This window comes from Hoeflea algicola (assembly GCF_026619415.1).
GTDB classification, from domain to species: Bacteria; Pseudomonadota; Alphaproteobacteria; order Rhizobiales; family Rhizobiaceae; genus Hoeflea; species Hoeflea algicola.
Map to the genome: position 1 here is coordinate 2395741 of NZ_JAOVZR010000001.1, position 24862 is coordinate 2420602.

The window sequence follows — 24862 nt, forward strand, 5'->3', positions numbered from 1 at the left end:
CCACTAGCTGCCTTAAGGAGGATCCCGGTGGCCCGAGAAATTTCAATTTCAGAAATCACAGACCTGGTCGGCTCCGAACTTGGTGTATCCAAGTGGATTGATATACCGCAATCGCGCATCGATCAGTTTGCCGATGCTACCGACGATCACCAGTTCATCCATGTCGATCCGGTGCGTGCAGCGCAAACCCCGTTCGGTGGCACCATCGCCCATGGCTTTCTCACTGTCTCGCTGCTTTCGGCGATGCATACGGACTCCGTACCGCGGCTGCGCGAACCGAATGTCGGGATCAATTATGGTTTCAACAAAATGCGTTTCATGGCCCCCGTCCCGGAGGGTGCGCGAATTCGGGGCCGCTTCGTGCTCATGGAAGCACGGATGCGCGGCCCCGGCCTGTTGATGACCACCTACGCGGTAACGGTCGAGATCGAAGGCGGCAAGAAACCCGCCATGACCGCGACCTGGCTCACCGTCATCCAGTTCGATCCCAAGGACGTGCCGCAACGCAGCGGCTAGAACCTTTCGAACGGGCCATCAAACCCTCTGACCTGCCTAAGCCAGGCAATCCTTGGCTGTTTCCGACAGGAAACCGAAGGCGTAATCCGAGAAGGAGCGCCAGAACTCGACCCGGTAGTCCGTGTCTCCGGTTCGCAGAATCACCACCTCGATCTTGCCCAGCACCGTGCGTGTGGCGGCGCCTACCGGGAACACCCGGTCGCTGAGATTTTGCGGGCACCCGCCCTCAAGCGTAGCACGTGCGCCCTTGCCGCTGACCAGGATCGCTGTGTTGCGATGCGACACATCCACCGCCGAATGCAGCACCTTTGTCTTGGCCAGCGCCGTCAGCGGATCGCCGCCACCGCTCTCGTCGATGATCAACCATTCGTCGGGGCCGAGCCACAACGCCCAGAGCCCCTTGCCATTGTTGGCCGATGTTTTCGGTGACAATGGCAGGTCAACGCCGAGCGCCTTCGACAGCGCTTTGGCCTTGGCGGGATCGGCCCGCAATGAGATGCGGGTGGCGGGTTTCGCCGGTGTCAACGCGACGCCGGCTGAGCCGCTGATACGCCCTGCAAGCGGCTCGTTACGGGTAGCTTGAGCGGATTTAGCCATTCAGGCGCACTCCCTCTTTGTCAAAGAACACCGTGTCGGTGATTTCCACTTCAATCGTCCGCTCGGGCATCGGCACATACAGTGTCTGGCCCTTGAGCGCTCGTCCGTCGGCAACCAGCCCCATGGCGATCGAACGGCCGCAGTTTTCCGACCAGTAGGAGGAAGTAACATGCCCGATCATGGTCATCGGTACGGCCTGGTTCGGGTCGGCGACAATTTGCGCGCCTTCCTCCAGCACGATACTCGGATCCTTGGCCATGACGCCGACCAGTTGCTTGCGCCCGGCAGACACCAGATCTGGTCGCTTCATGCCGCGAATGCCGACAAAGTCCGGCTTTTTCTTCGCCACCGCCCAGTTCAAACCGGCGTCATCAGGCGTCACCGTGCCGTCGGTATCCTGTCCGACGATGATGTAGCCCTTCTCGGCGCGCAGCACATGCATGGTCTCGGTGCCGTAGGCGCAAGCGCCCAAAGGTTCGGCCCGCGCCCAAAGTGCCTTCCACACGGCCTCGCCAAAATCGGCAGGCACGTTGACCTCGTAGCCGGCTTCCCCGGTAAACGACATCCGGAACAGGCGAGTCGGCACACCGCAGATCTTGCCCTCACGCACGCTCATATGCGGCATCGCCTCATTGGACAGATCAATGCCCTCGACCAGTGGCGCAACGATTTCCCTTGCCTTCGGTCCCTGCACCGCAATCACTGCCCATTGCTCCGTGGTCGATGTCAGCCAGACCTTGAGATCCGGGAATTCGGTCTGCAGGTAATCTTCCATGTGGTGCATGACCCGCGGCGCACCGCCGGTGGTCGTGGTTACATGGAACCGATCTTCAGCCAGCCGTCCAACCACGCCGTCATCATAGATGAAGCCGTCTTCGCGCAGCATGATGCCGTACTTGCAGCGACCGGATTGCAGCTTGTCCCATCCATTGGTGTACAGCAGGTTCAGGAATTGCGCAGCGTCGGGGCCGACAACTTCGATCTTGCCCAACGTCGTGGCATCGAACATGCCGGCAACTTCGCGCACTGTGCGGCATTCACGATTGACAGCCTGGTGCATGTCTTCGCCGCCGCGCGGATAATACCAGGCCCGTTTCCACGGTCCGACATCCTCGAACACCGCCCCGTGTTCTGCTTCCCAATTGTGCATCGGCGTGTGGCGGGCCGAATCGAACAGTTTCCCGCGCGAGTGATTGACGATCGCACCGAAGGTGACCGGCGTATAGGGCGAACGGAACGTCGTCAGTCCCACCTTCGGCAGCGGCTTGTCGAGCATTTCGGCGGCAATCGCCAGCCCATGGATGTTGGAGGTCTTGCCCTGGTCTGTGGCCATGCCAGTGGTGGTAAAGCGCTTGACGTGCTCGATCGAATGCATGCCTTCGCGCACAGCCAACCGGATGTCCTTGGCGGTGACATCGTTCTGAAAGTCGACAAACGCCTTGACGGTGGTGTCCGCGCCGGCGCCACCGGCCGACCCCATCATGCTGCCGGCCCACGAGGTTCCGGCCGCCGCTTTTGGTGCTTTCCAAGCACGCTTGGCGCCGGCTCCGGCGGCCTTGGCGGCCTGATGGCCGGCCTCGGCAGCACCGGCAATGGCCTGGCCAAGCTCATCAATGCCATTGCAGGCGCCGACGCTTGTGCAATCCTGCACGTCTGCCCCGGGCAGGAAGCGTTCGGTTGCCTCGTCCCAGATCACCTTGCCGCGCGACTGCGAATACATGTGCACCGATGGGGTCCAGCCGGCAGACATGATCAGCGCATCGATTGCGATATCGCGTGTGGCGCCACCCGCAGCTTTACCCACCTTCATCGATTTGACCCGCAGTCCGCCCGAGGTGTCGAGCACTGCCTGGCCGGAAAATACCTCGATCCCCAGCGCCTGCGCTCGCGCCAGCAGCGCCGGATCAGGATCGGGGCGCACGTCGACGATTGCCGGAACCGAAACCCCGGCTTGCTTGAAATCGAACGCTGCATGCCAGGCCGAATCGCAAGCCGTATAGACCCCAACCTTGGCGCCAACGGCGACGCCGAAATGATTGAGATAAATCCGCGCTGCCGAGGCCAGTAGAATGCCGGGACGGTCATTGTTGGCAAACACCATGTGCCGCTCGATCGCGCCGGTAGCGATCACCACCTGTTTGGCGCGGACCTGCCACAACCGTTCACGCGGCAGCGCCGGGTCCGGATTGGCCAGGTGCTCGGTCACCCGTTCCACCAGGCCCACATGGTTCTGCGCCTGATAACCGAATGCAGTAGTTCGGGTCAGAACCCGGACATTGTCCATTCCGGCGAGTTGCGCAGTCACCGCCCGCGCCCAGTCCCAGCCGTTCTGGCCGTCGATTTCCGCATCAATCTCGTGATGGAACGCGCCACCGGTTTCCGCCTGCTCGTCGCACAGGATCACCTCGGCGCCGGCATGGGCGGCCGCAAGCGCCGCAGACAGCCCGGCAGCGCCACCGCCAATCACCAGCACATCGCAATGGACGTAATGATTGGAATAGTGATCGGGGTCCGGCTCGCTGGGCGCAACACCAAGACCCGCCGCCGCGCGGATGATCGGCTCGTAGATCTTCTTCCACGCCATTTTCGGCCACATGAAGGTCTTGTAATAGAACCCGGCTGCGAAAAATGGCGACGCCAGACCGTTGATGCCACCGACATCGAAGGCAAGCGACGGCCAGCGGTTTTGCGACTTCGCCTGAAGCCCGTCAAACACCTCCTGGACCGTAGCCCGGACATTCGGCGTCCGTCGGGCAGCATCACGGCCCACATCCATCAGCGCGTTGGGTTCTTCCGATCCGGCCGAGAGCATGCCGCGCGGCCGATGATACTTGAAGGACCGTCCGGTCAGATGCACCCCATTGGCGATCAGCGCTGAAGCCAGCGTATCCCCCTCAACCGCCGAAAAAGCCTTGCCGTCAAAAGTAAAGCGCAGGCTCTTGGCAGGCGTCAACCGACCCTTGCCGCTGATCCGGTTTGCCCCGCTCATTGTGCCGCTCCTTTTGTCCGCACAATCCCGTCAGCATCGCGCGCCACGTCGACGCGTGGCTCACCGGCCTTGTAGGTGGTGACAAACTTGTCGCTGACGGTATCGCGCACCGCGTTGAAAAAACGCCCGCAGCCGTGAATGTGGCGCCAGCGCTCATAGGCCACGCCCTTCGGATTGGTACGAATGAAGAAAAATTTCTCGAATTCGTCATCGCTGATCTCGGCGATATTCCTGGGGCGTTCGACATGCGCCTCGCCGGCATTGCGAAATTCAAGCTCGGGCCGTTCTTCCTGGCAGTAGGGACAATGGATCAGAAGCATTGCTTGGTCCTTGGTCAGATCTGGGTCTTGATCGCGGCGGTTTCGGGGTCACCGGTATTGGGTGTTCCGGCCGGTTCGATTATCAATAAATGCGTTTCTTCATCCGCGCGCGGGCAGTGCTCGACGCCCTTCGGCACGACATACATCTCGCCCGGCCCCAGCGTCACATCGCCATCGCGCAGCTGGATCGTCAACCGCCCCGAAAGCACATGAAACAGATCGTCGGTGTCGGGGTGCGCGTGCCAGTTGAATTCACCCTTGGCCTTGACCACCATCACGTCATGACCATTGAAGGCGGCGGCGATCGTGGGTGTCCAGAGCGCATCGAACGTGGAGAGCTTTTCCCCCAAGTTGATCGGTTGGCGGTTCATCCCGACGGCCTTAGTGCGCCACGGCGGCCGCAGCCGCCTCATCAATCAGCCGTCCGGTCTGGAAACGTTCCAGATTGAACGGTGCATTGATCTTGTGCGGCTCATCGCGGGCGATGGTATGGGCAAACACATTGGCAGATCCCGGCGTCGCCTTGAACCCGCCGGTGCCCCAGCCACAATTGACATACAGTCCCTTGATAGGGGTTTTCGACAGGATCGGCGATCGATCCGGCGTCACGTCGACAATGCCGCCCCAAGAGCGAAGCATTTTCATCCGGGTGAACATCGGAAACATTTCGCAGATCGCATCGAGCGTGTGACTGAGAATGTGCAGCCCGCCGGTCTGCGAATACGACGTGTACTGGTCGGTGCCGGCGCCAATCACCAGTTCGCCCTTGTCCGATTGCGAAATGTAGGCATGCACGGTGTTGGACATCACCACGCAGGGAAAGATCGGCTTGACCGGTTCCGATACCAGTGCCTGCAACGGATAGCTTTCGAGCGGCATCCGCACGCCCGCCATCTCCATGATCACCGAAGTGTGCCCGGCAGCAACAACGCCCACCTTGCCGGCGCCGATGAAGCCGCGGCTGGTATCAACACCGGATACCGACCCGTCATCATGACGGCGGACCCCGGTCACTTCGCAATTCTGGATGATGTGAACGCCCATGGCGGCTGCGGCGCGGGCATAACCCCATGCCACCGCATCATGGCGGGCTGTGCCGCCACGGCGCTGCAGGGCTGCACCCATCACCGGGTAGCGTGCAGACTGAAGAATGTTGAGCGGTGGGCAGAACGCCTTGGCCTGTTCCGGCGTCAGCCATTCATTGTCGATGCCGTTGAGTCGGTTGGCGTGGATGTGGCGCTTGAACACCTGCGTGTCATGCACATTGTGGGACAGCATCATCACGCCGCGGGCCGAATACATCACATTGTAATTGAGGTCCTGCGACAGACCGTCCCACAACTTGAGCGCATGATCGTAAAGACCGGCGCTCTCATCATAGAGATAGTTGGACCGGATGATGGTGGTGTTACGGCCAGTATTGCCTCCACCAAGCCAGCCTTTTTCGATCACCGCAATATTGGTGATGCCATGCTCCTTGGCCAGGTAATAGGCGGTTCCCAAACCATGCCCTCCCGCACCGACAATGATGACATCATAGCTCTTGCGCGGCTCTGGCGAGGTCCATTGGGCCGGCCATCCCTTGTGGCCACGCATGGCCTCGCGGGCTACGGCAAAAGCTGAAAACTTGCGCATCTCTCTATGGCTCCGGATGGTTACGGTGTATGTGATTTAAGCAAGAGCAAATTCGCTTGCCCCGCATCGGTTCTTTTGCGACTTCCGAGCGGCAATGAATGTCGCAGCATGCACTGCCAAACCGACAGGCCTGCCACGCAGGTAGGTTCGGCATAGGCATTACCGGATGAAAAATACACAGCCACACAACTTGTCAAGCAGGCTGGGACTGGACTTGTGCTTTCGAAACTGGTATTTGCCGCATCAATCGTAAAGCCTCTGGCCGAACGAACTGGTATTGTTTGTTCACACAGGCTGCTTCAGCTAACCAAAAACTCGAAGGAACGGGATCAACGTGCAGGTACTTGTCCGCGACAATAATGTAGATCAGGCGCTCCGCGCTCTTAAAAAGAAAATGCAACGCGAAGGCATTTTCCGTGAAATGAAGATGCGTGATTTCTATGAGAAGCCGTCGCAGAAGCGTGCACGGGAGAAGGCCGAAGCTGTTCGTCGCGTCCGCAAGCTGGCGCGCAAGCGCGCACAGCGCGAAGGTCTTATCGGCGGTGGCCGTCCGGCATCGCGTTGATTTAGCCGTTTTTTTGCCCCTTTGGGCTTGCATGCATGTGAGGCGGGGACGAGTATTCGTCTCCGCCTTTTTCAATGTGGCGGACCGGGCCGTTCCCGGTGAGCAGTGTGGGGCATAGGTTTATGGGTCTGACAGTGGCAAACAAGACAGATAACAGGAAAACGGCAGCCGCAAGGCCGCTGATGCTGGCAATATTGTCGGCAATGGCGATCTCGTTATCCGCCTGCGCTACTTCGTCCCCGATCGATGCAATCCAGATCGACCGGGCTCAAGGCACCAACGAAAACATCTCGTCTCTCACCGAAGTGATCCGCCGCAACCCGCGCAATCCCGAAGGATACAATGTCCGCGGTGCAGCCTACGGTCGCTCCGGACAATTCAGTAATGCGCTTGATGACTTTGACCGCGCCATTCAGCTCAACCCGTCATTTTACCAGGCTTATGCCAACCGCGCCCTGATTCACCGATCAATGGGCAATCCGGTCAAGGCCGCCAACGACTACACCCGCGCGCTGCAAATCAATCCTCGCTACGACGTGGCCTATATCGGCCGCGGCAATCTCTACCGACAGGCAGGCCGGGTTGACGAGGCCATGGGCGATTTCAACCGGGCCATCAACCTTGAGACCACCGACCCGCGTGCCTACCACAATCGTGGTCTGATCAAGCAGTTGCGTGGCCAGCACGCGCAGGCGATCGAGGATTTTTCGGCATCCATCTCGCTGGCGCCCAATTCGCCCGAGCCCTACAATGGCCGGGGTATTTCCTATGTCGCGCTCAATGATGACGTCAACGCGTTTGCAGATTTCAACCGGGCTGTCGAACTTGATCAGCAGGTCGCCGAATCCTGGGCCAATCAGGCCTTGATCTATGAACGTCGCGGCGACAAAAAGCGGGCCTCCAAATCCTATGCCCGCGCCGCCCAGCTTGATCCCAAATACAAGCCGGCAATCGATGGTCTGGCGCGGGTGCGCTAAGCAGCCGTAATAGCTCGGCAATTATCCCTGAAACAATGTGTGAACGCATCGGTTGCCGGCGACGGAACCAATGCAGACGCTTGCCGTTGTCATGACGAACCAACGAACAGAAAAGTGAGTTCCCCATGAACAACAAGACATCAATCACCGCAGCCTCCATCATCGCAGCAACTGTTGCGCTTGGCGCAACGGCGATCCCGGCAAAGGCCGACAGCGTCGAACTGGGTCTGCTGGAATGCGTCGTCGAAGGCGGCACCGGCTTTGTCTTCGGTTCATCGAAGGATCTGTCGTGCGAATACACACCGGCAAATGAAAATGAAGCCAAGGAAGCTTATTTCGGCGTCATCAACAAATTCGGCGTCGACATCGGCGTCACCGGCACAACCCTGATAGAGTGGGTGGTTCTGGCCCCGACGACCGATTACCAGTATCAGCCTGGCTCTCTGGCAGGCGATTATAACGGCGTATCCGCCGAAGCCACGGTTGCGGCCGGCGCTGGCGTGAATGTTCTGGTCGGCGGCTCCGATTCCACAGTCTCGCTGCAACCGGTCAGTGTTCAGGCACAGGAAGGCGTCAACGTCGCTGTCGGCATTTCCGAACTGCAGCTGCGTTCGGCTGCAAACTAAAACCATCCCCCCTGCACAAACGACAAGAAGCCCGGCGCTCAACACGCCGGGCTTCTTCCATTTATGCGCCAGAATGAACGGCGGCTATCAGCTCTCGATTGCCTTGACGATATCGTCGGTCATCTTCTTGGCATCGCCGAGCAGCATCATCGTGCTATCCTTGTAGAACAAGGTGTTGTCGATGCCGGCATAGCCCGACCCCAGCGACCGCTTGACGAACAGACAGGTGCGTGCCTTGTCGACATCCAGGATCGGCATGCCGTAGATCGGCGAGGTCTTGTCATCGCGCGCGGCCGGGTTGGTCACATCGTTGGCGCCAATCACGTAAGCCACGTCGGCCTGTGCGAATTCCGAGTTGATGTCTTCAAGCTCGAACACCTCGTCGTAAGGCACATTGGCTTCAGCCAGCAGCACGTTCATGTGGCCAGGCATACGGCCAGCCACCGGGTGAATCGCGTATTTCACCTCGACGCCCTGCTCCTTGAGCTTGTCGGCCAGTTCGCGGGTAGCGTGCTGCGCCTGGGCCACGGCCATGCCATAGCCCGGAACGATGATCACCTTGGAGGCATTGGCCATCAGGAAGGCTGCATCATCAGCGGAACCAAGCTTGACGCTGCGATCGATATCATCGCTGCCGGCCGCTGCGGTTTCACCGCCAAAGCCGCCCAGAATGACCGAGATGAAGGACCGGTTCATGCCCTTGCACATGATGTAGGACAGGATCGCGCCCGAAGAACCCACCAGCGCACCGGTGATGATCAGCGCCAGATTGCCAAGCGTAAAGCCGATGCCAGCCGCTGCCCAGCCCGAATAGGAGTTGAGCATCGAGACCACCACCGGCATGTCGGCGCCACCGATCGGAACGATCAGCAAAACGCCAAGCATCAGCGCCAGAACCACGACCAGCCAGAACACCGTGTAGCTTTCGGTTGCCACCAGCGCACCGATCAGCACGACGATGCCAATCAGCAGTCCAGCATTGATGACGTGACGCATCGGCAGCATGATCGGCTTGCCCGACATGCGCCCATCAAGCTTGAGAAAGGCAATGATCGAGCCGGTAAAGGTGATGGCGCCAATGGCCACACCCAGCGACATTTCAATCAATGCCTGTGCATGGATCTCGCCCACTTCGCCAATACCGAAGGCGTGCGGCGAATAGAGCGCGGCGGCCGCCACAAGAACGGCAGCCAGGCCAACCAGACTGTGGAAGCCTGCCACCAGCTGCGGCATTGAGGTCATGGCGATCTTGCGTGCGATATAGGCGCCGGCACCACCACCAATGGCGAGGCCCGCAATGATCATTACGAAGCCGCTAAACGACGGCTGTGCCAGCAACAGCGTGGTGACGATGGCGATCGCCATGCCAACCATGCCGTACATGTTGCCTTGGCGCGATGTGGTCGGATGCGACAGGCCCCGAAGCGCCATGATGAAAAGAACACCTGAAACGAGGTAGGCGAATGCGGCAAAATTCTCAGACATCAGCCGGCCTCACTTCTCTTTTTTCTTGTACATGGCCAGCATTCGCTGGGTGACGAGGAAGCCGCCGAAAATATTGACCGAAGCCAGTACCAGGGCAACGAACCCAAACCCGGTGGCCCATCCCGACAACGAGGCGCCAACCGCCAGCAACGCGCCAACCACGATCACCGAAGAAATCGCGTTGGTCACCGCCATCAACGGCGTGTGCAAGGCCGGGGTCACCGACCAGACCACATAATAGCCGACGAAAATCGCCAATACGAAAATCGCCACCTGGAAAACGAACGGGTCTATTGCCCCGCCGCTGGCCGCGTGCACCGCGGCGGCAACGCCGTCACCGGCAGGACCGGCGCTTTCGGCTGCTGCGCGAACGGCAGAGACCGCCTGTTCGAGCGCTTCAAGCGCGCTATCAAGTGCGGAACCCGCCATCATGCTGCTCCCTTGCTGGTTTCGCCGCCAAATGCGGGATGAATGACCGCGCCGCCATGGGTGAGCGCTGTTGCCTTGACAAGTTCGTCCTCCAGATTGACAGAAACGGCTTTCGTTTCCTTGTCAATCATCGTGTCGAGGAACGTCAGCAGGTTCTTGGCGTAAAGCAGCGAAGCGCTGGCCGCGATCTGCCCCGGCATATTGAGGTTGCCGATCACCGTCACACCATCAACGACGACGGTTTCACCGGGCTTGGCGCCTTCGATGTTGCCACCACGTTCAACCGCCAGATCGACGGCCACCGAACCCAGGCGCATGCTTTTGAGCATGTCACGCGAGATCAACTTGGGCGCCGGTCGGCCCGGGATCAAAGCCGTGGTGATCACGATATCCTGCTTGGAAATATGATCGGCCACCAGCGCCGCCTGCTTGGCCTGATATTCCTTCGACATTTCCTTGGCATAACCGCCAGAGGTTTCAGCCGCCTTGAACTCGTCATCCTCGACAGCGACGAACTTGGCACCGAGCGAGGCTACCTGCTCCTTGGCAGCCGGGCGCACGTCGGTTGCCGAAACCGCAGCGCCCAAACGGCGCGCGGTTGCAATCGCCTGCAAGCCGGCAACACCGGCCCCCATCACGAATACCTTGGCGGCAGGCACGGTGCCCGCTGCCGTCATCATCATCGGCATCGCCCGGTCGAATACATAGGCAGCTTCGATCACCGACTGATAGCCGGCAAGGTTCGCCTGCGACGACAACACATCCATTGATTGGGCTCGGGTGATGCGTGGCATCAATTCCATCGCGAAGCTGGTCACGCCTGCCTTGGCCAAGGCGGCCAGAGCCTTTTCATTGCCGTAGGGATCCATCTGCGCCAACACGATCGCGCCGCTCTTGAGCGACTTGATTTCCGCCTCTGACGGACGGCGAACCCGAAGCACGACATCAGCCTTCTTGGCGTCGGCTGCAGTGCCACTCTTGGCTCCGGCAGCGACGAAATCTGCGTCGGTTATACGGGATTTCTCGCCCGCGCCTTTTTGTACGATAACCTCAAGCCCGAGCGCGGTCATCTTTTTCACCGTATCCGGCGAAGCAGCGACACGCGTTTCTAGCGAGGTCGACTCTTTGGCTACAAATACTATGGCGCCCATGAGAGCTTCTCCTCTGGCATTCCGAATGAGATGAGCCGGGGCACGAATCAGGTCCGGCCCAACTCAAGAAAACATTTCAACGCGCGAGAATGCCGGCGCCAATGCTGAGAACGAGGAACAGCAGAAAGCTGACAATACCGCCGGCGGAGGTGAAGAAAAACGCCGCCATCGCGATCAGCACCGCAACCATGATGATGACGCTGTATTTTGCGCCCGTGACAAACATCGAATATGTTTTTTCGTGCTCGGAATAGTCCATCGCAGCACCGGTCTCGATAGGACCGCTCATCTGTTCAGCCATGCTTCAACTCCCCATGTGACAGTTCACCGAGGGATTACACAAACCGCCAGCAATGTGCAATGGACAAGGGCCCTGAGCCGAAAGCCTAAATTGGAATATTAAACCTTGCCGTCTGTCAGACGGCGTGCTGGGCAGCACTTTGCAGTGCATAGCGTGCGGTCGGACGAACTGTCAGCGACGGCATCATCAGGTCCTGACGCGGCGCGAACATCAGCTTGCGCTCGAAGGGTTGAGAGTTGAAAAACGGAAACCTGTCGTAAATCCGCTGCAACTCGACATTTGCATTGGACGCATGCAGTTCGATATTGCTGTCGTATTTTTCGAAGTAGCGCGGCTCCACAAGCGGGCGCGAATTGAATATCCGCTTGTAGAAAGCCCGATGGTTGGGTTTGATCACCGACAGGCAGAAATCGGTTTTGAAATAGTCGGTCGCCATCGTCGCCACCCGCAGTGTCAGGTAGGGCAAGGCCGGATATTCGCGGACGATCTCGGGATCGGCGGCAAACCGAACCGGATCGATGAATGTTTGCCCAGCTTCCAACAGCGGGTTCATCACATCAGGAAAGTGCGACACGGCGACGCTGTCCGGGTGAGCAGCGGTAACGTGGTGAACCCGGATGGTCGAGACCAGTTGCTCGTCGAAAAAAATGCCCAGAACATGCGCGTTGGGTTTGAAGTCGAGATCGTCGATCAGCATCGTGCCGTCCTGCGGCGCCAGCCCCACCATGGAGAAAGCCTTCTGACGAATGCGAGCGATATCTTCGAGGTCATCGGCGTTGTCGATGCGGCGGTATTCAACATTCTCGAGAAACCGCATCACATTCGCATTGAAACCGGAAATCTTGCCGTGCGCTGCTGTCGTCATTGGTCACAAGTCCCCTCGATCTGGTATCAGGGAAACTAATGGTTAAAGATTTACTAATCAATTCCGCAGCGCTCGATTCGACCTGTTAACTCTCTATTATGGTTAACGAAAATTTCAAATTTGCGCGGAAAAACAACAACCCTGCAAGAAAGCACCAGCCACTATTCAGGAACTTGGTAAGCGGGTTCGCGGGGTTGTGTCGTGACGTCGGGTGAGACGTGCTAGTGGGACTTCATCGCGGCCGGACGGGCAACGGATGATTTTTCCCCGCGCGACAGCGTCGTCGCGAGTTCGACGAATGCGCCCATCGGCATCGGCATTCCGAAGATGTAGCCCTGAATCAGATCGGCGCAGTTATTGTCGCGGATCACCTTCAGTTGCTCCTGGGTTTCCACGCCTTCGACGACAATCTCGAGCCCGAGTTCGCGCGAAAGATGAACCACACCACGCAGCAGTTTCAGCTTGCTGGGGTCGTCGGTCAGCTCGCTGATAAAGGACCGGTCAATCTTGACCTTGTTGAGCGGCAGCTTGTCGAGATAACTCAAACTCGAGTACCCGGTACCAAAATCGTCGATAGCGATCGACATGCCCATGGCACGAAGCTCAGACAAGATGCTGCGGGCCGTTTCCAGCTCGCCCATCAACCCGCTTTCGGTCACTTCCAGTTGCAGCCGTTCTGCCGCGAGATTGTTTCGGTCAAGCGCATCGGCGATCACGGCGATGATCTCCCGATCACCAAGATCATGGGCCGATAGATTGATCGACACGAACAGGTTCGACGGCCAGCTGGCGCAGTCGCGCGCGGCCTGATCGACAACACATCGGGTCAGGTCGCTGATGATCCCCATCTCTTCCGCCAGCGGTATGTAGTCTGCCGGTGAAATCGGCCCCAACTCCGGATGCAACCAGCGTGACAGGGCTTCAGCACCCGCAATCCGCGTGCCTTGCGGATTGAACATCGGCTGATAGGCAAGTGTCATCGACTGGGTACGAATTGCTTCCCGCAGGTCGACCTTGAGCCTCTGCCGGGCAGAATATTGCTGGTTCATCGATTCTTCGAACAACACCCAACGGTTCTTGTCGCGCCGTTTTGCCTCATACAGGGCCAGGTCGGCCTGGATGTGAAGTCCCTCGATTGCCGCCCCGGCAACCGGCGCCATTGCGACACCGCCCGACAGGCTGATGAACAGCTTGTGGCCGTCAATGATGTAGGTGCCACGCAAGGTATCGATGACATGATTCATGGTGATCTGGAGGTCGCGTTCATCCTCTACATGCGGGATGAAAAGCACGAACTCGTCGCCGCCAAATCGGGAGATCACAAATTTCTGGCGCGACAGGGAACCAAGCCTTGTAGCAATGGCACTCAGCAGCTTGTCGCCGCTGACATGACCCATCGTATCGTTGACGTGTTTGAAATCATCGATATCGAGAACCGCCAGCGCCAACGACTGCCCTGACTTGGCCTTGGCCATCTTGGTCTCCACCACTTCCTTGAACCAGGAACGGTTGGGCAAACCTGTGAGGTTGTCGAAGCGGGCCATGTGCAGGATCCGCTTGTCCGACTGGATGCGCGCCGAGACATCTTCGAAGGTTAGAACGACACCCTTCTGACCGCGGTGCCGCGCACTGAATTCAAGCCACGACCGTGCATCGAACCGAACCAGGGCACGCTGCTCGCGGCCGCTGATCAGCTTGTCAAAATGCTCGTTGATGTCGGCAAAATTTTCCTTGGCGATGAAGCCGTTGCGCGCGCCCAGCCTGAGGGCGGCCTTGAGTGCGCGACCGGTCAGGTTGATATCGGCATCTATATGGAAATACTCGTGTGCCTTGCGATTGGCCACCTCGATGCGCCCGTCGCCGTCGAGCATGAACAGGCCATGCGACATGTTGTTGAGCGCGGTGTCGAACTTTTCGGCGATCTCTCCGGTTTTGCGCTCGGCGATCACCGAGTTGAACAGAAAGTCGCGAACACCGTTGGCCATAGAGCGTGTCGTCAGGAACAGCGGAAGCAGCAACACGCCGAGCACCATCATGAACGGATCATGCGCCATGAAGAAGCCGGCCATCATCGGCAGACAGGCTGCCAGGATGATCATGTCGACATTCAGCTTCGATCCGAAATTGCGCCCCACCACCGAAATCATGGTCGCGACCGTCACAGAAATTGCTGCAAGCTCGGCAAATGGATCCTGGGCCATGACCAGCGCATGGCCACTCATCAAGCCAAGCGCGAATGCCGCAACCAGGGACCCCGCCACATAGCGCTTTTCCCAGCGCAATGTATCGGCTAGCTGGAATTTGCTCTTGTCCAGCCGATCGAACAGCATCATGTCGATGGTTCGACCCAGCCATATCACGAACAGGGCCAGCGCGGCGTAAAGGTAAAACGGCTCGTCGATGCGAATATAAATCGCCATCGTCGTAACCACATGGGCGATCATTCCAGCAAACAGCGTCCCGCGCTTTTGGTAAAGCGAAGCGACGAAAGAGAGGCGAACATCGTTCGCGAATGCTGCGGTTCTTGCGGGTTGCATGAACACTGCCCTATTTAATTACGCTCCCAATCTAGCAAAGGGAAATTAAGAACCCATTGATTGGGATGGCAAAATCAGGCGTTCAATCAATAAAACATCGATTCTGACAGCAACATTAAGGAATCACTAACGCACACAATATCAACATCTATCCTATTTCATTCTGCAGCAACTTCATAATTTTCGCCGAATTCTCTCTCTACTTTTTCTTTCAAAAACACCTTCTTCTGAAATGCTGCAATCTTGCTTTGCAGCTTAACATGCCCATAACCGCGTATATCCATTGGATAGGACACGAACTCTTCGACAGCGTTCAGATTGGCGGGAGTCATAAGGCTGGTCATCTTCTCGATCTCAGCAACGAACTCGGCGAGAACTTGACGTTCCATCCGCCGGTCCGCGCTGTAGCTGAAGATGTCGAATGGCGTACCGCGCAAGAATTTCAGCGAAGCGAGCAACGGGAACAACGCCGCCATCCCTCGACCATGCGAGGTCTTGACCGGATGTCCCTCGGCATCGCGCCTGCCCAGAACCGGTGGCGCGAGATGAAATTCGAGCCGATCATAACGCTCGAACTGCCGGTTGAGCTGGCGCTGGAAGCTGCCATCTGTGTAAAGCCGCGCGACCTCGTACTCGTCCTTGGCGGCCATCAGTTTGAACAGGGACCGCGCCGCGGCCACAGACACCGGTCCGGGTTGGCCGCTGATTCTGGTCTCTGCTTCCACAAGCGGCTGCAGCGTGGCGCGGTATCTGGCAGCCCACGCCCGGTTTTGGTAGCTGGTCAGAAACTCGGCACGTCGTTCGATCAGATCCGCCACTGATGGCTCGTCCGTGGCCACCTCAGTGGAACCCGCAACCGATACCATCGCCAGCACCGATTGCGGATCATGACCTGCCTTGCGGCCCCAGCGGAAAGCCGAAACATTCATTGCCACGGCCGCACCATTGAGCCGGATAGCCTCCTCGATGGTGGCTGGCGAAAGCGGCAGTGCACCCTTTTGCGCGGCCATTCCTAGCATGAACATGTTGGCCGCTATGGCATTGCCAAACAATTTGGTCGCAGCCCGGGTCGCGTCAAAGAAGCTGGTTTGTTCAACACCAGCCGTCTTGGCGATAGCCTGCTTGAGCCGTTCCGTCGGCAATGCGAAGTTCACATCGCGGGTAAACTCGCCTGGCATCACTTCGCTGGTATTGACCAGAAAGGCTGTCTCGCCCTCGCGCACCGAAGCCAACACCTTGCGCGAACCCGACACAACGAGATCGCAGCCCAGCACCAGATCGGCCTTGCCTGCCGAAATCCGGATCGCGTGAATATCCGCCGGCGTCCTGGCAATCCGCACATGCGAAAACACCGCCCCGCCCTTTTGTGCCAGCCCGGCCATGTCGATCATCCCACAGCCCTTGCCCTCGAGATGGGCGGCCATGCCGAGGATCGCGCCGATCGTCACGACGCCGGTTCCACCGATTCCGTCGATGATTGCAGCCCATCCGCTCTCAAGCGAAGCAACTACCGGGTCAGGCACGCCTTCAAGCGGATCCGCCGCGGTTTTGAGCGTGGACTGTTCCGATTTGCGGATCTGCGCGCCATGAACCGTGACGAACGAAGGGCAAAACCCGTCAACGCAGGAAAAATCCTTGTTGCAACTCGATTGGTCGATCCGGCGCTTGCGACCGAACTCGGTCTCCAACGGTTGGATCGAAACACAGTTGGATTTGACCCCGCAATCGCCACAGCCTTCACACACCAGCTCGTTGATGATCACGCGCTTGTCCGGATCGGGATAGGCACCGCGCTTCCGGCGCCGCCGCTTTTCGGCCGCGCAAGTCTGGTCATAGATCAGCACGGTGACCCCGGGCACCTCACGCAATTCGCGCTGTACGGCATCCAGTTCGGAGCGATGATGCATGCTGATGGCAGACGGCCATTCGGTGCCTGCCGGATACCGGTCCGGTTCGTCGCTAACGAGCGCGATCCGCTCCACCCCTTCGGCGCGTACCTGGCGGGCAATGGCATCGGCGGTCAGCCCGCCCTCATGGCTCTGGCCGCCGGTCATGGCCACTGCGTCATTATAGAGGATCTTGTAGGTCACATTAGCGTTCGACGAGATGGCGAAGCGCAATGCCAACACACCCGAATGATTATAGGTTCCGTCGCCCAGGTTCTGGAAGATATGCGGCCGGGTGCTGAACGGCGCCTGGCCGACCCATTGTGCACCCTCGCCCCCCATCTGGGTAAACCCGGTGGTATCGCGATCCATCCACAGCGCCATGAAATGACAGCCAATACCCGCCGCGGCGATAGATCCTTCCGGAACTTTGGTCGAGGAATTGTGCGGGCAGCCCGAACAGAAATAGGGTGATCGAGAGGCCACATCCGTCACGCTTGCCAACATGCTTTGATACTGCCGGATACGTTTGACTTTGACGTCAATATCCTCGGCATGGCCAATTACCCTGAGCACCCGCTCGCCCACCGCTACGGCGATATCATTGGGGTCGAGCGCGCCCTTGACCGGAAACAGCCAATCGCCGCGCTCGTCCTTCTTTCCAACCACCAGCGGCTGCCGCGCAGTGCCATACAATGCCTCGCGCAACTGGCTTTCAAGCAGCGAGCGCTTTTCCTCCACCACGATCACCATCTCGAGGCCATCGACAAATTCCGTCATATCTTCGAGATCGAACGGCCATGGACAGGCAACCTTGAAAAGCCGCACCCCGAGCTGGTTGGCACGTGCCTCGTCAATGCCGAGGTCGTCCAGCGCCTGGCGCACATCGAGATAGTTCTTGCCGACAGTCAGGATGCCGATCTTGGCGTTGGCGCCACCCGAATAGATGATCCGGTTAAGTCCGTTGGCGCGAATATAGGCGCTTGCCGCATCTCGCTTGAATTCATGCAACAGCATTTCCTGGCCGAGAAAATCAAGCGGGTTGCCGCCAATATTGAGCCCGCCCGGCGGCATCGCGAACTCAGGCAGGATAATCTTGACGCGTTCAAGCCCGGCCTCGACAGAGGCGGTGGATTCGACATTGTCTTTCACGCATTTGAGCGCCGTCCAGGTTCCGGAAAACCGCGACATCGCAAAACCGTGCAGACCGTAATCGATCATTTCCTGCACGCCGGCGGGATTGAGGATCGGGATCATGACGTTGACGAAGTTGAACTCGGTCTGATGAGCGTTGGTGGAGCTTTCCGCTGTGTGGTCATCACCCATCAGTGCCAGCACTCCGCCATGCTGAGCGGTGCCTGCCAGGTTGGCATGCCGGAACACGTCCCCGGACCGGTCGACGCCGGGCCCCTTGCCATACCAGAGCGAGAACACGCCATCATATTTGCCGGTGCCATCCAGCCCGGCTTGTTGAGAACCCCAACAGGCGGTTGCAGCCAGTTCCTCGTTCAGGCCCGGCTGAAAAACAATCGACCGCGGTTGAAGTAGACGCTCAGCGCGCAGGATTTGCTGATCCAGCCCACCCAGCGGCGACCCGCGATAGCCCGAAACGAACCCGGCCGTGTTGAGTCCTGCCTGCCGGTCACGTTCGTGCTGCATCATCAGCAACCGAACAACACCCTGAGACCCGGTAAGGAAGACGCGCTCTTTGCTCAGGTCAAACTTGTCGTCAAGCGAGATATCGTGCGCCGTCATTCCATGCTCCTCAACTCACTCGGGTCCAAATACGCACAAACCCGTTTTACGCGCGCCAACCTATCCGCGTCGGCGACTCCGGTCATGATAGTTGGACCATGGAACCCGGGGGTCAATCAAATTCGCGTTCAATGACGCGCCGCAAGCAGGAAGTCGCGCCTCTGGCGGTCCCGAAAGCGACCCAGGCCTGATCAGTCCACAGGCCAACGTCATCAGCGGCCGAAGGAATGGCCGCCATCCACGGTAATGGCGCTGCCGGTCATGTATTTGCCGGCCTTCGAGGCTAGCAGCAACACCGCCCCATCGAGATCATGACCGTCCCCAAGCCGCCCGGTGGGGTTTTCACCGGCCATGATCTTGGCACCAGGCCCCTTGAGAAACGGCGCGGTCAATCCGGTCTCGAACCATCCCGGACGGATCTCATTGACCCTGATTTCGTGCTTGGCCCATTCCAGCGCCAGACACCGGGTCATCTGGCTGATCGCCGCCTTTGAGACGCTATAGGCCGCCGCCTGGCGGATCGGGGTTTGCGATAATACGCTGGAAATATTGATGATCGAGCCGCCCCGATTATCCCGGATCATCCGCAGTGCGGCTTCCTGTGCCACCAGAAAAGCGCCGTCGACATTGACGGCCATCACATTGCGCAGCGTCTCGGCGGCAAGTTTGCTGGCCTTGTCGCGGTGCGCAATGCCGGCATTGTTGATCACCACACTGACGGGGCCGAAGGTCGCTTCAACCTGGTCGAAGGCTGCCTTGATCATATCCTCGCGGCGCACATCGAGAACCACGGCGGCGGCATCACCACCGCTCTCGGCGATCGCCTTCACCGCGGCATCCAGACTGTCCTGATGCTTGCCCGCAAGCGCGACCTTGGCGCCATTCAAGGCCAGCACGCGCGCCATGGCAAACCCAAGGCCTGTGCCGCCACCGGTCACCAGCGCTATTTCACCCGAAACATCGAACAGTTCTTGCGCCAGCATCGCCCACCTCTTCTACCAAATGCCAATCCGGCCGGTATAGCGGCAAGCGCGCTGGGGCGCTACCATACGCCTCACCCACAACTGGTAAAAAAAGTGCACCACTTGTTGCGCTGCACACTTTTTTGTTGTTATGGACTGGAACGTCATCACATTGATGATAATGATGGAACCCATGGGAACCATGGTCGATCGCACTTCGAGCTAATCGGAGGTGAAACGACTGGGAGGAAAATATGGCAGGTCTTTTGGTGTTGAGCCGGTCTATCGACCGGATCAATGAGTTTTTGGGCGCAATGTTGCCTGGCTGGTGCTCGCGGCAGTACTGATCAGCGCTGGAAACGCGACAATCCGCAAAGTCTTTGACACCTCGTCAAATGCTTGGCTGGAAGTCCAGTGGTACTTGTTCGGGGCGGTTTTCCTGGTCGCAGCAGCATACACGCTGCAGAAGAACGAGCATATCCGCATCGACTTCATTTCCAACATGTTGAGCAAACGGACGCGTGACTGGATCGATCTGATTTGTCACGTCGTGTTCCTGATGCCGTTTACACTGCTGATCACCTATCTGGCACTCCCCTGGGTGCTCAAATCCTACAATTCGGGCGAGATATCAGCCAATGCCGGCGGCCTCATTCTCTGGCCAGCCAAGATCCTGGTGCTGATCGGGTTTTCGCTACTAACACTGCAGGGCATTTCCGAAATAATCAAACGATGGGCTGTGATAACCGGCCGGATCGATGATCCGTGGGTTACGCACGATAACCCGCCCTCGGTCGAGGAAATGCTGCAGAACATGCCCGAGGAGCAGGAGAAATGATCGATATTATTGCGCATAACCTGGCGCCGATCATGTTCATCTCCGTCATGGCGATGCTGCTTATCGGCTATCCCGTCGCCTTTACCCTCGCCGCCGGCGGCCTGCTCTTCTTCGTCATTGGCGTCGAGGTTTCTCATATTTCCCCGGAAATCCGGCTGTTCTGGCCTCTGCTGCAAGCCCATCCCGAGCGCATCTACGGGATCATGTACAACGACACCCTGTTGGCGATTCCGTTTTTTACATTCATGGGGCTCATTCTCGAACGATCCGGCATGGCCGAGGATCTGCTTGATACCATCGGGCAGCTGTTCGGTCCGATCCGCGGCGGTCTTTCTTATGCGGTTGTTCTGGTTGGCGCGCTGCTGGCCGCCACCACCGGTGTCGTCGCCGCTTCGGTGATCGCCATGGGGTTGATCTCGTTGCCGATCATGCTGCGCTACGGCTACAACCGGTCGCTGGCAACCGGCACCATCGCTGCCGCCGGAACCTTGGCCCAGATCGTGCCGCCCTCACTGGTTCTCATCGTCATGGCCGACCAACTCGGCCGTTCCGTGGGAGACATGTATGTCGGCGCGCTTTATCCGGCGCTGATCATCGTCGCCGCCTATTGCCTCTACATATTCGCAGTCACGTTGATCAAGCCGGATTGGGCCCCTGCCCTGCCGGTAGAAGCCCGCACGCTTGGCCGCGGCATAAAATCGCTGATCGCCATTCTAGTACTTTCTGTCGCCATGCATTTCTTCGCCTACGAGTTCATTTTCGATGGCTTGCGGTTCGAGACGAGGTTCGTCTGGTCTGCCACCAGCGCGGCGGCTTTTGCATTGGCTGTTTCGTTGGCCAACAGCCACTTCCAACTCGGCATCATGTCGCGCCTGGCCGAGCGTGTGGTGATTGTGCTCATTCCACCGCTGGCGTTGATCTTTCTGGTGCTCGGAACCATTTTCCTCGGCATCGCCACCCCGACCGAAGGCGGCGCGATGGGCGCCACCGGAGCCCTGGTACTGGCCACCATCAAACGCCGCATGGGCTTCGTCATGCTCAAGCAGGCACTGGATTCGACCACCCGTCTTTCCGCTTTCGTCATGTTCATCCTGATCGGCGCGCGGGTGTTCGGCCTCACCTTCTACGGCGTGAACGGCAATCTCTGGATCGAGGAATTGCTATTGGGGCTGCCGGGCGGGACAACCGGCTTCCTGGTGGTTGTCACCATTCTCGTCTTTGTTCTCGGCTGCTTCCTCGATTTCTTCGAGATCGCCTTCATCATGGTGCCTCTGTTGGCGCCGGTTGCCGAAAAGCTCGGAATCGATCTGATCTGGTTCGGGATCATCCTGGGCATCAACCTGCAGACCTCCTTCCTGACGCCGCCATTCGGGTTCGCCCTGTTCTATCTGCGGTCGATCGCACCCAGCAAGAAGTGGAAGGATGCACCTTCAGGAAGATGGCTGCCGGGGGTCAAGACCACCGAAATCTACAAGGGGGCGGTGCCCTACATCATCATCCAGTTTATTGTCATCCTGATTGTTATTGCGTTCCCTGAACTGGTGACCCACTACAAGACCGAACGGCCCGCGCGTGATCCAAACTTGCAGATCACGATCCCCGGCTTCGATGACAATGCTTTGGGCGGCGGGCTGCCCGGACTTGGACTGCCGCCGAGCGAAAACTCCAACGGATTGCCCGGGCTCACCCTTCCCAGCCTCGGTCTTCCAGGAGAAACCCCGAGCGCTCAACCCGAGCCCGCGGCGCCGGCCTTCAATCTGGGCGAACCGCCAAAGTTCGACTGATCCAAACAGCCGTCGATCTGAGAGGCCCGAAACCAGACTGGTTTCGGGCTTTCTTTCTGCAATCCACAATAAGAGTGCTTCGCAAGGCTGAACCATTCTGACATGTCGGATTGGTTCAGCGCCGAAGGGCTTGGAAAGGGCCACATTCGGCGCGCAGCCCAACAGAAGCCCGCGCCGGATGGACGGATACCTCCCGGCCCTTATGGCTTCCACATGATCATGCAGGTTCGGCGGGAACCCATATGGCCAAGCATCTTCGAACGATGTCATCGCATCGCCCTTGTCGCTTCCCGATAGACCAACCACGCGAGACAGAAACGGTGTTGCTTCGCTTCAGCCCCGAGGTGGCTTGAAGTCGTTCGGTGCGGCCTTGTCGCAGATAATCCCCATAGACAAAAAAGCCGGGGGGCGCTCAGCACCCCCCGGCAATTCAAGACCCTCAGACGTAAGCAGCTTAGAGCTTGCCCGAACGCTGCTGGATCATCATGTAGGTGTCGTAGGTGTACTCCGACAACTGCTGCCAGAGATAAGCATCCTTGGCGTATGCCAGCTGCGATTCGTAAATCTTCTTGAAGGCCGGATTCTCTGCCGTCACTTCCTTGTAGACTTCCTGTGTCGCCGCGTTGCAGGCGTCGAGAACTTCCTGGCTGAACGGGCGCAGAACGGCGCCGTCGGCCACCAGTTCCTTCAATGCCGTCGGGTTCTTGACGTCATAGGTTGCCAACATCGAAGCATTGGCGAAGTAGCATGCATCGGACAGAATAGCCTGATAGTTGGCAGGCAGTTCGTTGTATTTTTCCAGATTGATGAAGGCGTGCAGCGCAGCGCCACCTTCCCACCAACCGGGATAGTAGTAGTACTTGGCAACCTTGTTGAAGCCGAGCTTCTGGTCGTCGTAAGGACCAACCCACTCGGTTGCGTCGATGGTGCCCTTTTCCAGCGCCGCATAGATGTCGCCACCGGCGATCTGCTGCGGGGATACACCAAGCTTGCCGAGGATCTTGCCAGCAAAACCGCCGATACGCATCTTCAGGCCATCGAGATCGGCAACGGTGTTGATTTCCTTGCGGAACCAGCCGCCCATCTGGGCCCCGGTGTTACCGCACGGAATGGCGTGCAGACCTTCGCCATTATAGAAGGTCTCGTTCAACATATCGGTGCCGCCGCCCTGGATGAACCAGGCGTTCTGCATCCGCGAATTCATCACGAACGGAGTGGCCGTGGCGAGCTGATAGGTGGCGTCCTTGCCCCAATAATAATAGGAGGCCGTATGGCACATTTCCACGGTGCCGTCGGTAACCGCGTCAGCCGCCTGCAGCCCGGGGACGATTTCGCCGCCGGCGAAAACCTGGATGTCAAAATTTCCATCAGTCGCGGCCTTCACATGTTCCGCCATGGTTTCGGCGGCGCCATAGATGGTGTCCAGCGACTTCGGAAAAGATGACGTGCAACGCCAGGTGAGTTTTGGCATTGACTGTGCAATGGCCGGAGCCGCCAGCGTGGTCGCTGCGGCAGCGCCTGCACCGGCTACACCAGCCTTCTTGATAAATGAACGACGATCCATAAATACCTCCCAGTTGAAGCTAAACCGCAAGGCGCGTGTTGTTCACTTTTGACACCCCGCCGGCATGGTCAAGACCTAACCATGTTGCGTTCGTGCTTTCAAGCACGGCACATGAATTTCAAGGGTCAATGGTCAATTTTTTTAGCCAGTTGGCCGGGGCGAAGCCACCCTATAATTCACCGGCTAAAGGCCGGAATAAGGGCGATTAGATCGGGTTTGACAAAACCCGACAATCCCGCGACAAAATGAAGCTTCTCAGACGATGGTATGGGCCCGGTATTTGGCCCGGTTTTTTTGAAGGAAAGTTGGCTATGCACAATGGGCTCGTGGCGATACCCGCCGACATCCGGACCTTCGATGGATACACTTGGCACGCCGCGCCGGATCAATATGTCCGGGCGGCCGTCAAGGGCTCTGGGGTCCTGCCGGTGGTGGTGCCCGCGCTCGAAGACGGCGTCGATGTCGATATGCTGCTCGATCGGATTGATGGCGTGCTCATCACCGGATCTCGCACCAATGTGCACCCCTCACTTTACGGAGAGGAAGCAACCGAAGCGCATGGGCCTTTCGACCCGGCGCGCGACCAGATCAGCATGGCGCTCATCCGTCGGGCCATTGAGCGCAGCATTCCACTGCTGGCGATTTGCCGCGGCATTCAGGAACTCAATGTCGCGCTGGGCGGTACACTGGCCAACGAAATCCAGGAACTGCAGGGGCGCATGGACCATCGCAAGCCGGAAACCGAGAACTGGGATGAGGCATTTGCCATCCGCCATTCTGTCAAGGTCAAGGAGGGAAGCTGTCTGGCCTCGATCGTCGGCGAGGGGGAGATCAGCGTGAATTCGCTTCACCGTCAGGCGATTTCACGCCTAGCGCCGCGTTTGGCGGTCGAAGCGGTGGCCGAAGACGGCACCATCGAGGCCGTTAGCGTCCTTGATGCGCCGGGCTTTGCAATCGGTGTCCAGTGGCATCCCGAATACTGGGTCGGCAGCGACGAGATATCCGACAAGATATTCGCCGCCTTCGGCGAAGCGGTGCGCGCCTGCCATGCCCGTCCGGCGCAAGCCGCCGAATAAAGCC

The 24862-nt window shown here is 58.7% G+C and carries 20 protein-coding genes and 1 pseudogene; 7 read left to right on the forward strand and 14 right to left on the reverse strand.

Translation table 11 applies throughout. The features are described from left to right. Window positions 1-27 precede the first annotated feature (27 nt). Window positions 28-516 carry a MaoC family dehydratase gene (locus tag OEG84_RS11785; protein ID WP_267653940.1) on the forward strand — a complete coding sequence of 163 codons (489 nt, stop codon included), beginning with the start codon at window positions 28-30 and terminating at the stop codon, window positions 514-516. Between the two features lie 36 nt (window positions 517-552). Here OEG84_RS11785 and OEG84_RS11790 read toward each other — a convergent pair whose 3' ends face one another. Genes OEG84_RS11790 through OEG84_RS11810 form a run of 5 tightly spaced genes read right to left on the reverse strand, consistent with a single transcriptional unit; the run spans window position 553 to window position 6057 of the window. Next, on the reverse strand, window positions 553-1113 hold the full coding sequence (locus OEG84_RS11790) for a sarcosine oxidase subunit gamma (RefSeq protein ID WP_267653941.1): 561 nt from the start codon (window positions 1111-1113) through the stop codon (window positions 553-555). Next, complete coding sequence (locus tag OEG84_RS11795) at window positions 1106-4102, reverse strand: sarcosine oxidase subunit alpha (protein WP_267653942.1); 2997 nt, start codon at window positions 4100-4102, stop codon at window positions 1106-1108. Before OEG84_RS11795 ends, OEG84_RS11790 begins: the two co-directional genes overlap by 8 nt. Next, on the reverse strand, window positions 4099-4422 hold the full coding sequence (locus OEG84_RS11800; RefSeq protein WP_267653943.1) for a sarcosine oxidase subunit delta: 324 nt from the start codon (window positions 4420-4422) through the stop codon (window positions 4099-4101). Before OEG84_RS11800 ends, OEG84_RS11795 begins: the two co-directional genes overlap by 4 nt. Window positions 4423-4436: 14 nt before the next feature. Next, a complete protein-coding gene (locus tag OEG84_RS11805) occupies window positions 4437-4835 on the reverse strand; it encodes a cupin domain-containing protein (protein ID WP_267653944.1) in 399 nt (132 codons plus the stop codon). Continuing rightward, window positions 4804-6057 carry a sarcosine oxidase subunit beta family protein gene (locus OEG84_RS11810; RefSeq protein ID WP_267653945.1) on the reverse strand — a complete coding sequence of 418 codons (1254 nt, stop codon included), beginning with the start codon at window positions 6055-6057 and terminating at the stop codon, window positions 4804-4806. The genes OEG84_RS11805 and OEG84_RS11810 overlap by 32 nt, the downstream gene beginning before the upstream one ends. A 328-nt stretch (window positions 6058-6385) precedes the next feature. Here OEG84_RS11810 and rpsU point away from each other — a divergent pair, with 328 nt between their 5' ends. The 3 genes from rpsU (at window position 6386) to OEG84_RS11825 (ending at window position 8225) form a co-directional block, all read left to right on the forward strand. After that, window positions 6386-6622: a 30S ribosomal protein S21 gene (rpsU, locus tag OEG84_RS11815; RefSeq protein WP_322987701.1), complete on the forward strand. Its 237-nt coding sequence runs from the start codon at window positions 6386-6388 to the stop codon at window positions 6620-6622. Window positions 6623-6804: 182 nt separating this feature from the next. Next, entirely contained in the window at window positions 6805-7599 is a 795-nt protein-coding gene (locus OEG84_RS11820) for a tetratricopeptide repeat protein (RefSeq protein ID WP_267653946.1), read from the forward strand. Between the two features lie 125 nt (window positions 7600-7724). After that, window positions 7725-8225, forward strand: a complete 501-nt coding sequence (locus OEG84_RS11825) for a DUF992 domain-containing protein (RefSeq protein ID WP_267653947.1) — start codon at window positions 7725-7727, stop codon at window positions 8223-8225. 87 nt (window positions 8226-8312) lie between these two features. On the opposite strand, the gene OEG84_RS11830 is transcribed toward OEG84_RS11825, so the two are convergent. The 8 genes from OEG84_RS11830 to OEG84_RS11865 all read right to left on the reverse strand — a co-directional run bounded on the left by OEG84_RS11830 (window position 8313) and on the right by OEG84_RS11865 (window position 19617). Further along, window positions 8313-9710 carry an NAD(P)(+) transhydrogenase (Re/Si-specific) subunit beta gene (locus OEG84_RS11830; RefSeq protein ID WP_267653948.1) on the reverse strand — a complete coding sequence of 466 codons (1398 nt, stop codon included), beginning with the start codon at window positions 9708-9710 and terminating at the stop codon, window positions 8313-8315. Window positions 9711-9719: 9 nt separating this feature from the next. Beyond that, window positions 9720-10139 carry an NAD(P) transhydrogenase subunit alpha part 2 gene (locus OEG84_RS11835; RefSeq protein ID WP_267656168.1) on the reverse strand — a complete coding sequence of 140 codons (420 nt, stop codon included), beginning with the start codon at window positions 10137-10139 and terminating at the stop codon, window positions 9720-9722. Next, on the reverse strand, window positions 10139-11290 hold the full coding sequence (locus OEG84_RS11840; RefSeq protein ID WP_267653949.1) for a Re/Si-specific NAD(P)(+) transhydrogenase subunit alpha: 1152 nt from the start codon (window positions 11288-11290) through the stop codon (window positions 10139-10141). Before OEG84_RS11840 ends, OEG84_RS11835 begins: the two co-directional genes overlap by 1 nt. 76 nt (window positions 11291-11366) lie before the next feature. After that, window positions 11367-11591 (reverse strand): aa3-type cytochrome c oxidase subunit IV, encoded by a 225-nt coding sequence (locus OEG84_RS11845; protein ID WP_267653950.1) that lies wholly within the window; start codon window positions 11589-11591, stop codon window positions 11367-11369. A 115-nt stretch (window positions 11592-11706) separates the two neighbouring features. Continuing rightward, the gene (locus OEG84_RS11850) at window positions 11707-12456 is read right to left on the reverse strand and encodes an N-acyl amino acid synthase FeeM domain-containing protein (RefSeq protein WP_267653951.1); all 750 of its coding nucleotides are present in this window, start codon (window positions 12454-12456) and stop codon (window positions 11707-11709) included. 221 nt (window positions 12457-12677) lie between these two features. Continuing rightward, entirely contained in the window at window positions 12678-14993 is a 2316-nt protein-coding gene (locus tag OEG84_RS11855; protein WP_267653952.1) for a putative bifunctional diguanylate cyclase/phosphodiesterase, read from the reverse strand. A 158-nt stretch (window positions 14994-15151) separates the two neighbouring features. Further along, a complete protein-coding gene (locus tag OEG84_RS11860; protein ID WP_267653953.1) occupies window positions 15152-18634 on the reverse strand; it encodes an indolepyruvate ferredoxin oxidoreductase family protein in 3483 nt (1160 codons plus the stop codon). Between the two features lie 212 nt (window positions 18635-18846). Then, window positions 18847-19617 (reverse strand): SDR family NAD(P)-dependent oxidoreductase, encoded by a 771-nt coding sequence (locus OEG84_RS11865; RefSeq protein WP_267653954.1) that lies wholly within the window; start codon window positions 19615-19617, stop codon window positions 18847-18849. Between the two features lie 233 nt (window positions 19618-19850). On the opposite strand from OEG84_RS11865, the pseudogene OEG84_RS11870 reads away from it, so the two are divergent. Together OEG84_RS11870 and OEG84_RS11875 are read left to right on the forward strand one after the other, a co-directional pair. Next, window positions 19851-20434, forward strand: a pseudogene (locus OEG84_RS11870) (TRAP transporter small permease subunit). Beyond that, on the forward strand, window positions 20431-22218 hold the full coding sequence (locus OEG84_RS11875; protein WP_267653955.1) for a TRAP transporter large permease: 1788 nt from the start codon (window positions 20431-20433) through the stop codon (window positions 22216-22218). The pseudogene OEG84_RS11870 and the gene OEG84_RS11875 overlap by 4 nt, the downstream one beginning before the upstream one ends. Window positions 22219-22672: 454 nt before the next feature. On the opposite strand, the gene OEG84_RS11880 is transcribed toward OEG84_RS11875, so the two are convergent. Then, complete coding sequence (locus OEG84_RS11880; protein ID WP_267653956.1) at window positions 22673-23782, reverse strand: TRAP transporter substrate-binding protein; 1110 nt, start codon at window positions 23780-23782, stop codon at window positions 22673-22675. Window positions 23783-24093: 311 nt separating this feature from the next. On the opposite strand from OEG84_RS11880, the gene OEG84_RS11885 reads away from it, so the two are divergent. Further along, the gene (locus OEG84_RS11885) at window positions 24094-24858 is read left to right on the forward strand and encodes a gamma-glutamyl-gamma-aminobutyrate hydrolase family protein (RefSeq protein ID WP_267653957.1); all 765 of its coding nucleotides are present in this window, start codon (window positions 24094-24096) and stop codon (window positions 24856-24858) included. The last annotated feature ends 4 nt before the right edge of the window (window positions 24859-24862 follow it).